The 12,422-nt window shown below is 37.4% G+C and carries 8 protein-coding genes; 3 read left to right on the top strand and 5 right to left on the bottom strand.

All coding sequences use genetic code 11. The annotated features are described in order from the left end of the window. Nucleotides 1-26: 26 nt before the first annotated feature. Entirely contained in the window at nucleotides 27-1,853 is a 1,827-nt protein-coding gene (gene typA / locus ACFIK0_RS04340; protein ID WP_273790628.1) for a translational GTPase TypA, read from the bottom strand. Nucleotides 1,854-3,114: 1,261 nt separating this feature from the next. Beyond that, entirely contained in the window at nucleotides 3,115-4,491 is a 1,377-nt protein-coding gene (mgtE, locus tag ACFIK0_RS04335) for a magnesium transporter (RefSeq protein WP_273790627.1), read from the bottom strand. Nucleotides 4,492-5,043: 552 nt separating this feature from the next. Here mgtE and ACFIK0_RS04330 point away from each other — a divergent pair. Beyond that, nucleotides 5,044-7,068 carry a M3 family metallopeptidase gene (locus tag ACFIK0_RS04330; protein WP_375663564.1) on the top strand — a complete coding sequence of 675 codons (2,025 nt, stop codon included), beginning with the start codon at nucleotides 5,044-5,046 and terminating at the stop codon, nucleotides 7,066-7,068. A 162-nt stretch (nucleotides 7,069-7,230) separates the two neighbouring features. Here the strand turns inward: ACFIK0_RS04330 and ACFIK0_RS04325 are convergent, their stop codons facing one another. Beyond that, entirely contained in the window at nucleotides 7,231-8,307 is a 1,077-nt protein-coding gene (locus ACFIK0_RS04325) for an SGNH family hydrolase (RefSeq protein WP_375663563.1), read from the bottom strand. Between the two features lie 14 nt (nucleotides 8,308-8,321). After that, nucleotides 8,322-9,575 (bottom strand): lytic murein transglycosylase, encoded by a 1,254-nt coding sequence (locus ACFIK0_RS04320; protein ID WP_375663562.1) that lies wholly within the window; start codon nucleotides 9,573-9,575, stop codon nucleotides 8,322-8,324. A 264-nt stretch (nucleotides 9,576-9,839) separates the two neighbouring features. Between ACFIK0_RS04320 and ACFIK0_RS04315 the strand changes: the two genes are divergently transcribed. Both ACFIK0_RS04315 and ACFIK0_RS04310 read left to right on the top strand, forming a co-directional pair. Continuing rightward, nucleotides 9,840-10,730: a UTP--glucose-1-phosphate uridylyltransferase gene (locus tag ACFIK0_RS04315; protein ID WP_375660852.1), complete on the top strand. Its 891-nt coding sequence runs from the start codon at nucleotides 9,840-9,842 to the stop codon at nucleotides 10,728-10,730. Between the two features lie 39 nt (nucleotides 10,731-10,769). Beyond that, nucleotides 10,770-11,762 carry an SIS domain-containing protein gene (locus tag ACFIK0_RS04310; RefSeq protein ID WP_375660851.1) on the top strand — a complete coding sequence of 331 codons (993 nt, stop codon included), beginning with the start codon at nucleotides 10,770-10,772 and terminating at the stop codon, nucleotides 11,760-11,762. 275 nt (nucleotides 11,763-12,037) lie between these two features. Here the strand turns inward: ACFIK0_RS04310 and ACFIK0_RS04305 are convergent, their stop codons facing one another. Then, the gene (locus tag ACFIK0_RS04305; protein ID WP_375631095.1) at nucleotides 12,038-12,397 is read right to left on the bottom strand and encodes a hypothetical protein; all 360 of its coding nucleotides are present in this window, start codon (nucleotides 12,395-12,397) and stop codon (nucleotides 12,038-12,040) included. Between the last annotated feature and the right edge of the window lie 25 nt (nucleotides 12,398-12,422).

Genomic DNA, 12,422 nt, shown 5'->3' with positions numbered 1-12,422 from the left:
AATATTTTACCAAAGAGATTATGAAATTAACTTGAAATTGATGCACGTGTTTTTTCAAAACGTTTACGTTCATTAGGATCAAGATAGAGTTTGCGGAGACGAATATTTTTAGGGGTTACCTCCACAAGTTCATCATCTTGTATCCACGATAAGGCACGTTCTAATGTCATTTTAATGGGAGGCGTTAACTTTACGGCCTCATCTTTTCCAGAAGCGCGCATATTGGTAAGTTTTTTCCCTTTTAAGACATTGACTTCTAAGTCATTATCTCGTGAGTGGATGCCAATAATCATACCTTGATAGACTTTCACACCCGCATCGATGATCATAGGACCACGATCTTCAAGATTAAAAAGAGCATAAGCGACAGATTCACCGTTGTCATTTGAAATCATAACACCATTAACACGACCAGCAATGTCTCCTTTATAAGGTTCATAAGCATGGAAAAGGCGATTCATAATTGCTGTACCACGTGTGTCCGTTAAAAGTTCAGATTGATAACCAATGAGTCCTCGGGTTGGTGCATAAAAGACAAGGCGGACACGATTACCTCCAGAAGGACGTAATTCCACCATTTCGCCTTTACGTTCAGACATTTTTTGTACAACAGTACCGGAATATTCTTCATCAACATCGATAACAACTTCTTCGATTGGCTCAAGAGTTATTCCATTTTCATCTTTTTGCATAACAACACGTGGGCGTGAAACACTAAGTTCAAATCCTTCACGGCGCATATTTTCAATGAGAACTGCAAGCTGTAATTCTCCTCGTCCTGAAACGTAGAAAGAATCTTTATCGGCTGATTCTTCAATTTTAAGAGCGACATTGCCTTCTGCTTCTTTTAACAATCGGTCACGAATGACACGGCTTGTTACTTTATCGCCTTCAGTTCCAGCAAGGGGACTATCGTTGACGAGAAAACTCATAGTAACAGTAGGAGGATCAATTGGTTGGGCAGTAAGGGGTTCATTGACAGTAGGATCACAGAAAGTATCAGCTACGGTACCTTTTTGCAGACCTGCAATCGCAACAATATCACCAGCACTTCCTTCTTCAATAGGTTGCCGTTCTAAGCCACGAAACGCTAAAATTTTTGAAATACGCCCAGTTTCTAAAAGTTTTCCATCTTGTCCAAGAACTTTGACATTTTGATTGGGTTTTAGACAGCCAGAATGAATCCGCCCTGTAATAATTCGTCCCAAAAACGGATCCGCTTCAAGAATAGTTCCAATCATGCGAAACGGTCCTTCTGCTACACTAGGAGAAGGGACATGCTGCGTCACAAGATCAAATAAAGGACCTAATCCATGATCTTTTGGTCCTTCAGGGGCTTCAGCCATCCATCCATCGCGTCCAGATCCATAAAGAATAGGAAAATCAAGCTGTTCATCGGTTGCATCAAGAGCAGCGAAAAGGTCAAAAACCTCATTAATGACTTCATCAACGCGTGCATCCGGTCGGTCAATTTTATTAATAGCAACAATAGGGCGCAATCCTACTTTCAATGCTTTGCCAACAACAAATTTTGTTTGTGGCATTGGTCCTTCAGCAGCATCAACAAGTACAATGGCTCCATCAACCATATTTAGAATGCGTTCAACTTCTCCACCAAAGTCGGCGTGTCCTGGTGTATCAACAATATTAATTCGAGTATCTTTCCAAACAACAGATGTCACTTTCGCTAGGATTGTAATTCCGCGTTCTTTCTCAATATCGTTTGAATCCATCATACGTTCGCTTGTACGCTGATTATCACGGAAGTTTCCTGATTGCTTGAGAAGTCCGTCTACAAGCGTTGTTTTCCCATGGTCAACGTGGGCAATGATGGCAATGTTACGCAATTGCATAAATTTTCTTCTTTTCGTTTAATGAAATTTCATTTGAGGCAAAGTCTTTACATTCTTTGCCTGACTATTAAAAAACCTTTTACATGTTTTTTTATAGTTTTGGAAGATGGAGGCAATATTTTTATGACAAAACTATTTATCCAAGTCTTTAAGGCTCTATTAAGCTTCAATTGCTGGAGCTTCGTAAAAGGATTTTTATAGTGCGTATGTTCTATTCTCGAGCTAAGAATTATCCAAAAAATCACCGTCAACTTGATTTCTATCAATATGACACAAGGAATTTATATGAGCTCTTGTAAGAGTAAGTAAGTATAAAGCTAGCCATATTATTGTTGTTGTTTTGCAAAGAGATTAATAAAAATCCGGAATATCTCTCAATCCATAGCCAATTTGTTGACAATTGTACAACATTCTTATTCTAAATAAAGCTTTTTCTTATTCTATAACTTGTCAAACAAAATCCAGATCTAATGCAACCGTGTATTTGAGGTAAATATTGAGATGATTAAGAATTTTATAAGAAGTTCTAGCTTTTGTATGCCAGATTGGGGCAAGAGTTATATCTGTTTTATTTATTTATGAACCCGGAATACAGTCTTATTTAGAAAGAATATGAAGGCATCCAAAGAAAATTTCCATCTTTGCCGTTAATCCAATTTATGCTTTCAAAGGCATCTAAAGTAATATCTTTTAAACCATGGAGATAGTGCCTTGCCCCTCACACTTTTGTTAATCGTATTCTCTAATAGGAGCATGCTTTTCATGCCAAACAGAACACTTTAAACAGAATATACTTGTTGTTGCATATTCATGTACTTAAGAGAGATTGCTTAACGTATACTACATCCATTCCATGATAGGCTCATAAATGATATAATATACGCGAATAGTATACTATTAACGCCTTTGTGAAAAAATATAAAACTGTTGAGCATTATCATTCTTTCTCAGCTGTCAATATTGCGCCAGTTTTTGCTACGAGAAAGAAGATATAAGAAGTATTTTATTTTTTCTTGAATAGTTTTTAGCCATACACCGATCTCGTTTGTGACTGGCAAGAAGATGACTTTAATCGATTTAATATGAGAAGCTTTATGATGAGGTAAATTTACGTCATTCGGAGCTGTTATTCAAAAAAAATAATAAATTATCTATGGAGCGGTGCGCTAGAAAATAAATAATAAAGCTTATTTTCTTATGGAAAGAATCTTAGGTTACATGACAAGATCTTTCCATAAGTAAGAGTTTTTACTTTACATGTTTAAAGAAGAGTTCCTGACAAAATGAGGGAAGCTACAGAAAAATAGATTATAATGCCCATGACATCTACTAAAGTTGCCACAAAAGGAGCAGAAGCACTTGCTGGATCAAATTTTAAACCTTTAAGAATAAAAGGCAACATAGATCCAGAAAGAGAACCAAAGGTAACGATTCCAACTAAAGCTGTACCCACTGTTGTCGAAATAGCAATCCAATGTTGTCCATAGTCGTAGATACCCAGTTTTTGCCAAAGAGCAATGCGCGTAACACCAATAATTCCTAGTAAGAGACCAAGGGATAGTCCTGTTGGAATTTCACGAATGATCACTTTCCACCAGTCTTTCAACGTGAGTTCACGTAAAGCCAATGCACGGATAATAAGGGATGTAGCTTGTGAGCCGGAATTTCCTCCTGAGCTCATAATGAGAGGTATGAACAGTGTAAGAATAATCGCTTTTTCGAGTTCTGTTTCGAAATGTTGCATAGCGCTTGCTGTCAGCATTTCACCGATAAAGAGTAAAGCGAGCCATCCGCCACGTTTTTTCATCATTTCAGGAAACTTAATTTGCATATAGGGCTTATTAAGCGCTTCCATACCCCCAAATTTATAGGCATCTTCATTCATCTCATCGACCATAGTATCAAGCACGTCATCAACGGTTACAATGCCAATGACATGGTTACTTTCATCAACTACAGGCACAGAGAGAAGATCATGGCGCTGGAAAAGGCGTGCGATATCTTCATGATGTGTGAAGGGCGATATTGTAATGGGCGAGTCATGGGTAGGGACATTAAGAATTAGTTCATCAGGTGAGGCAAGAATAAGGTTACGCAGGGAAACAGCTTTTAGAAGAGTACCTGTTTTAGGGTCAATTACATAGCTGGTATAAACTGTTTCACGTGTTCGCTCGACCTCACGGATGTGATCCAAAGTTTTTTGTATGGTCCAGTTTGAAGGAACGGCTATAAATTCTGTTGTCATCAGTGCCCCTGCTGTATGGTCAGGATAACTGGTGAGTTTTTTAAGTTCAGCGCGCGTTAAGGGGTTAAGCAAGGCATAAAGTCGTGTGCGGGTTTCTTTATCCATTTCTTGAAAGACGTCTGCAGCAGCATCGGCAGACATGCCATCAAGAATTTCAACAGCACGATTTATAGGGAGAAGTTCTAGGATGGCAGCAGGTTGCTCAAGCTCTGGTTTATCAAAAAGTTCGATAACATAATCAAGAGGCAGAAGACTAAGAATAGTTACACGTTCCATGCTATCGAGGTCATTTATGATATCAATAGAGTCTGCAAAATGCTGGTTCTTTAACTTTTCAGCAAGAGCTTCAGGAGAAAAATTTTTGAAGTCGAAGGCCGTTTTGATTTCAGTCATGATAAAGTACCTCCTGAAGAGTTGGAGAGTTATAAATCTAGATAATAGATGAGATAAAAACAAAAGTTTATGGAAGATTTAAAAAAAACTCCCCAGCTATATTCCCAATTGTTAATATTTGAAGTAAAGTCAAGGGTAAAATATAAGTTATAAACAAGTTTCTGAATCACTAAAACGAGAATACAGCTTAATTTGAGGATAATATAAAAGCGTAAATGTAAAAATCAGTTCTGATTTTTACCATCATTTCTTTAATGCAGTTTTGTGATTTTCAAAAGAATCTACAGCAATATTTTGTAAAGAGTGGAGATTATGCCTTTCTCCAAGTGTTTTTGTTAATATGCAATTCTATTGTGATGTGTGAGCGAATAATCTTTATTGCTTCAATATAATATGGTTTAAAATGAAAGAACTTTGCGATTTTCAGGTTTTTTATTCAATAGCGTTTTGAAAGGTAGTTTTGAAACTCACGAGATAGTTTTAGTATGTTATCAATTTGTGTCGTAAAGATAATTGTTACAGTTTAAATTTATAATGGAGACATAAAGTATTATGGCAAAAGAAGCAGTGCTGGAGTGGAAGGGATTTTCATGTCTTCCTGATTTTTCTTCTATAAGTGATGAAGATTTTAAACCCGCTTTTGAACAGGCTCTTCAAGAAGCCGAAGAAGAACTAGAGGCGATTGCGATGGTGCAAGAACCTCCAACGCTTGAGAATTTTTTACAGCCTTTTGAGCTTTGCGGCAAAGCGCTTGATCATGTCTGTTCAATATTTTTCTTACGCACCAGTGCTCATACGAATGTATTAATTCAACAGCTAGAGCAAGAGTTCGTTGTAAAACTTTCTCGTTATTCTTCAAAAATGATGATGGATGCGCGGATATTTGCGAAAATAGATGTGCTTTATAAACAGTCGCAGCTGGGCATATTTGAGAGTGAAACAACACGTGTTCTTGAATTATGGTGGAAAAAGTTTGTTTGTCATGGGGCAAAACTCGATGAAAAAGCTAAGAAACGGCTTTTGGAAATTAATGAAAGACTTGCTTTTTTAAATGCTACTTTTGGACAAAATGTCTTAAATGATGAAGCTGAATGGATTCTATTTTTAAAACAAACAGACTTATCTGGTTTACCGCAAGATCTCATTGCTTCAATGAAGGAAATTGCGTGTGAAAGAGGCAATGAAGAAGCGTATGCATTAACACTAGCACGTTCGATTGTTGAACCTTTTTTAAAATTCTCTGATCGTCGTGATTTGCGTGAGGTTGCATTCCAAGCTTGGGCTAAACGTGGTGAAAATAATAACAAGAATGATAATAAAACAATTATTGTAGAGATTGTTGCGCTTCGAGATGAGCAGGCTAAATTATTGGGATATAAATCTTTCGCAGATTTGAAGCTCGATAATACTATGGCTAAAAGTGTTGATTCCGTTATGGATTTGCTTATGCCTGTATGGGAGTGCGCAAGAGCGAAAGCTTCTACTGAGCAAATTGACTTACAAAATTTTGCCAACAATCAGGGCTGCAATGAATCTTTAGCTGCTTGGGATTGGCGTTATTATGCTGAAAAACTTCGTACTGAAAAACTTTCTTTCGATAGCGCGGAGATTAAATATTATTTTCAGCTTGATCGTATGATTAAAGCGGCTTTTAGGGTAGCAGAAAAACTCTTTGGCATTACATTTGAAGAAAAAAACGCTGTTACACTTTGGCATCCTGATGCACGTTTGTGGGAAGTAAAAAAGTCTGATGGAAGTCTACTTGGGCATTTTATTGGTGATTATTTTGCGCGTTCTTCAAAACGCTCCGGTGCGTGGATGAGTAGTTTGCAATCACAACATAAATTGGATGGCGGACAAAAGCCTATTATCTACAATGTTTGTAATTTTGCTAAACCGCCCAAAGGAGAAGTTGCTCTTTTATCACTTGATGATGCACGTACGCTTTTCCACGAATTTGGACATGCATTGCATGGTTTGCTTTCTGATGTCACATGGCCATCTGTGTCGGGAACATCTGTTGCACGTGATTTTGTTGAGCTACCTTCTCAACTTTACGAACATTGGTTAACCGTGCCAGAGATATTAAAATCTTATGCTATACATACAAAAACAGGCCATCCTATGCCACAAGAGTTGATAGATAAAGTTTTAGTAGCACAGACATTTAATGCAGGATTTTCTGCCGTTGAATTTATCTCATCAGCTTTAGTGGATATGGCTTTTCATCAAGGCGAAACAGTCACTGATCCAACAGTGTTTGAACGCCAAGAATTAGAAAAGCTGCAAATGCCTGACACAATTATTATGCGTCATCGTCCCCCACATTTTATGCATGTGTTTGCAGGGGATGGTTATGCATCTGGTTACTATTCTTATATGTGGTCGGAAGTTCTTGATGCAGATGCTTTTCAGGCTTTTGAAGAAACGGGAGATGTTTTTAATTCAGAGCTCGCTGATCTTTTAAAGCGTTGTATTTACTCCGCTGGAGGAAGTCGTGATCCAGAGGAGCTTTATAAAGCTTTTCGGGGACGGATGCCTTTACCAGAGGCAATGATTAACAAACGTGGACTATAAGATATAACGGTATGGTTAACACCATGCCGTTTTCATATTATTCGAAAGGTGCAGTTGCTAGTTATGCAAATTTCCTCTTCATTATAGCTCTGTAAACAGAGTTTTTTATCTTATTCGCTTTTTGTTTATAGAGGAAAACAGATTTTGTATTTTAAATAGACATTATGGGAAAGAAAAATCATCAGCTCGATCTTTTTGATGCCCATTTGGTGGAAACCATGATTTTTTTATAAAACTTGACTTTCTTTTGCCTAAAAGGTGAGTGTTTTGTTGTGCCATATCATCGAGGCTCATTGGAAGCTGACGCATAATTTTACTCCGCTCTTGATTCTCTGATTCTTGTATAAGTTTTTGAATAGCTTGATCGGTTGAGTAAGGATTTCCATGAGAAAAGGCATAAAAATTTAAAATATTTTTCAATGGCTTTTCTAAATAAGAGGCAAGTTTTTTCTTTCCTTCAGGGGTGAAATGCATGCCATTATTGGTGCGTAATTTGGTTATTTTCCCATTAATATCATAGCCTGAAAAAGAAAAATTTCCTGTCTCATCACTAAAGCCGCTCCAGATATCGAGAAAATACCCTCCTGCTGTTTCTGTTTCTTGTTGATAGAGCGCATTAAAAATTTTTATTTTTTGTGTCAAAAGATCATTTCCAAAAGAAGGCTGACCTATCCATATCCATGGTTTTCCAGAGGCATGAAGACTTTCAGCAATTTCGATAATTCTTTGTTTGTAGATGCGCATCCATTCTGACTGATCTGTGTTAATCATGTTATGAGAGTCTGTGATGGGTTGATTATCATTTGCACCGATCATCATGATAATAACATCGGGATTATTTTGATCAATGAGTTTAGAAATATTGCCTTGCCAAGAATAATAATCCGTTCGAACTAAGCCGGAAACTGGTATTGTGTTGTTCATGATAACGATATCGCTATTATTTATAAAAGACTTCTTAAGTGCATCGGCAACAGCAGAAGCTGCAAAATCCCCTATGACAAGAACGCGCTTTGCATTCTCATTTTTTAGCTTTTGTATGTTTTTTTGTGTTACGATCTTTTTTTGCGGCTTGTCTATTTTTTGTTCTATAATTTGCGGTGGCTGCTGTGTCTGTTTGTTTTGTTGTGACAACCATTTGAAGAAGTTCGTTGCTTTACTTGGGGATGGCTGTAAGATCCCCACAATAGAAAGTGAAAACAGCAATAATGTCAAGTATATCAGGCGAAAAGAAGACAAAAATTTAGTCTCCCTTATTGTTTGCGAAGGAGAAAAAGCACTTGAGATGATGGATATCCATTTGCTTTTAGACCGTGACGCAGTTGAAAAGCTTTAATTGCTTTGCGAGAAGCTGTTCCGATTTTTCCATCAACATTCCCTTTATAATAGCCCAGTGCACTTAAGCGAGATTGTAGTTCTTTACATTCCTGGAAAGTAAGAGGTTGAAAAGGTCTTTGCCAATCATTTACCAATCCAGAATGTCCAGCAATGCGATCAGCAAGAAGGCCAACAGCAAACGCATAACGATCTGCATTATTATAATGTTTCAGAACAAAGAAATTTTTTGTGACTAAAAATATAGGTCCTTTTGCTCCATCTGGATATTTTAATATTGCTTGTTCAGCTGATGTAGGAAGAGGGTGCCCATTTGCGTGTTTTACACCTAATTTTTTCCATTGTTCAAAGGAATACCAGCCTTCAGGAAGGTTTTTCCCCTGCGGCACTTTTACCTCTACTCCCCAAATAAGATTAGGTTGCCAGCCATTTTTGTGGAGAAGGTTAGCAGCAGTAGCCAGAGCATCTGGAACAGAGTTCCAGATATCACGCCGTCCATCTTGGTCCATATCAACTGCATAGGCGAGATAACTGCTTGGAATAAATTGTGTATGCCCCAATGCACCGGCCCAAGATCCAGTGAGTTGAGAGCGTTTAATTTCGCCACTTTGTAGAATTTTCATAGCAGCAATCAGCTGTGTATATGCATATTTTGCACGTTTTTTATCAGCATAGGCTAAAGTTGCAAGAGAGCGAATGGTATCACGCATTACACTTTTATTGGCTAAAACCTTCCCATAGTTGCTTTCCATTGACCAAATAGCAAGCAGAATATTGCGATCAACACCAAAACGTTTTTCAATTTGAAGAAGCCATTTGTTCCATTTTTGAGTTTGGCGCCGTCCTTCCTCAATTGCAATATCATGGACACGATTATCGAAATAGTTCCATGAAGGAGCAACAAATTCCGGTTGGTATGCGGCACTTTTTAGAACTTCTGGATCAATGGCATTAACACCTTTAAACGCCATATGAAACGTAGAAGGGGTAATATTGTGAGCAATAGCTATTTTTTTAAATTCTTTAATCCAGTGTTTAAATCCGCTATCAGCATATGAAAGGGATATAAAAAACATAAAAAAAGCAGAAAAAATAACGGCAGAGACAGTGAAAAGAGTTCTCCAAGTTATTGACTTCTCTAAAAAGAGAGTCTTCAATTCTGTTTTTTGCATTTTGAAATCCCCATTAATATTCAATTCATTAGATGTGCAATAACTTTATTTTGTATTTAGTTTAATCGATAATATGATCAAGAAGAGGAAAAAACTGAATAAATAATACGTTTTAATCTTTTCAATAAATTCTCAGACTCTTTTTACATTTTTATTATCCATTATAATGATAATCAAAACAATAAGATATCTTTTTTACCATTTCGTAAAAACATATGATAAATAAAACAAAAAAGTTATATGAATTCATTGAGGAGGGTGAGTGTGCGTAAAATCCGGAAAGCAGTATTCCCAGTTGCAGGTCTTGGGACGCGTTTCCTTCCTGCGACAAAAACGATTCCTAAAGAAATGCTAACAGTTGTTGATAAACCTGTTATTCAATATGTTGTGGATGAGGCGAGGGAAGCTGGTATTGAGCATTTTATTTTTGTGACTGGACGTAACAAAGCAGTCATTGAGGATTATTTTGATGCGCAAGTTGAATTATACACGACACTTGCTGAATGTGGAAAGAAAGAAGATCTTGCAAATTTATACCGTTTACAGCCATTACCAGGGTCAACTTCTTTCACTCGGCAACAGCAACCTTTGGGATTAGGGCATGCTCTTTGGTGTGCGCGTGAATTAGTTGCAGGGGAACCTTTTGCTTTGTTATTACCCGATATGTTGATACAGGCGAAAAATGGCTGTCTTTCTGAGATGATTAGTCTTTATGAAAAGGTGGGTGGGGGAAATATTATAGCAGTTCAGGAATGCGATCCTAGAGAAACACATAAATATGGTATTGTTGGGAAAGGCAAACAGATTGCAAATGGTTTTGAAATCACAAAAATGGTAGAGAAACCAGCACAAGGAACGGCACCATCAAATTTGTACATCAATGGACGTTATATTTTGCAGCCAGAAATTTTTAATATTCTTTCCACTCAAGAACGGGGAACAGGAAATGAAATTCAATTAACAGATGCTATGATACGGCTTTCAAATGAGCAAGATTTTTGGGGTTTGCAAGTAAAAGGGCGCACTTTTGATTGCGGTTCTAAAGCTGGTTTTATTGAAGCCAACGTTGCATTTTCTTTGGCACGCGCTGATATGCACAGCCACGTTTCTGCTTCATTGAAAAATTTACTGGAAACCATTAATGTTGAAAAATAATATAGATCTCTCATTTAATTTTATTGATCGAATTTGATTATGATAATATCGTCTCCTCATATGGCTTTGCAGGGTGCTGTTGTATCAGCGCTTAAAACACTTGCCAGTGAAAAGCAGGGGCTTGAAGCCCTTGAAAAAGCTCTTCTGGAAAGTCTTTCTTCTTCTTTTGAAGCGGCTGTTCAAACTATTAGAAATGCTCGTGGACATGTGGTTATTACTGGTCTTGGAAAAAGTGGTCATATAGGGACAAAAATTGCAGCAACCTTAGCCTCAACTGGAACACCTGCTTTTTTTGTTCACGCTGCAGAAGCCAATCATGGTGATCTTGGTATGATTGGATCTGATGATGTTATTCTTGCTTTATCATGGTCTGGTGAAACTCAAGAGTTAAGTGGTATTATGAGTTATGCGGCGCGTTTTCGTATTCCCCTTATTGCGATGACATCAAGTAAGCACTCTGTGTTAGGACGACAAGCTGATATTGTGCTATTATTACCAAAGATAGAAGAGGCTTGCCCCCATGGTTTAGCCCCTACAACTTCAACAATTATGCAATTGGCAATGGGAGATGCATTAGCGGTTTCTCTTTTAGAAATGCGTGGTTTTACCGCAACGGATTTCAAAATATATCATCCTGGTGGTTCTCTTGGTGCAAGCCTTAAATACGTGTGTGATATTATGCATGAGGGTGATAATATTCCTTTGGTAATGCAGGGAACATCTATGACTGAAGCGATGAATGTTTTGGTGGAAAAACATTTTGGTTGTGTTGGTGTTGTGAATCAAGAAGGTGAACTAATCGGAATTGTAACTGATGGCGACCTTGCACGTAACATTCATTTTAATTTATCAAAATTTAATGTTGACGAGGTGATGACCAAAGCTCCTAAAGTTGTAAAGCCAAATACACTTGTTGGTGCAGCAACAGCTTTTATTAATGATCATCAGATTGGTGCATTTTTCGTGGTTGAAGATAAAAAACCGATAGGAATTGTCCATTTTCATGATCTTTTGCGCATTGGCGCTGCTTAGATTAAGCTTCCTTATCAAATAAAATGTTATTTTAGGTTGAAATAGATTGCAGGGTACAAAGTTACAATTTTATTGTGAGGTGGCTTTACTGATATTTTGTGGAAGAAAATGATTATTTTACGCATTTCATAATGTTTAGAAAATTCTCAGGGTAAAGATTATACCAGCCTCTTTGCGTATTTTAGAGAGGATTTTCTATCAGGAGGAGAACGGATCGCCTCCTGCTTAATGTGTGTGCTCCCTCTGTTCTTAAGAGAGGTTTCCCTTGTACTTTGTTAAGATTTCCGCTTAAGGAAAAACTGTGCTCCTGTATGTGAGGTGCAGAGAAGTTGTGTGGCGTCATATGACATTGTACAATTGACTCTAGAAATTGTTCCACGGAGAATAGAGCGTATTTCAATTTCTATATTTTGGGCATTGAGATAATTATATGCCCCTTCTGATAGTTTTTCTTCTGTATCTGCTGCACGCGTTTCAAAAACACCATTGTGGAAAGAAGAAATAATACCATTCTCATCAACCCATTTCCCATCAATTCCAGTTGGCATATTTGAATTATAATATTGCGAAAATTTACAGGCACTTAACAGCAAGGCGGTGATTGTAAGACATAAAATATGAAAGGTATGTTTCATTTATTGCACTCTATTTAGATTATTT

The sequence above is a fragment of the Bartonella sp. CL63NXGY genome (assembly GCF_042194905.1).
Lineage (GTDB): Bacteria > Pseudomonadota > Alphaproteobacteria > Rhizobiales > Rhizobiaceae > Bartonella.
Note: the sequence above shows the minus strand (reverse complement) of the source record. Positions and strands in the feature narration are given on the sequence as shown.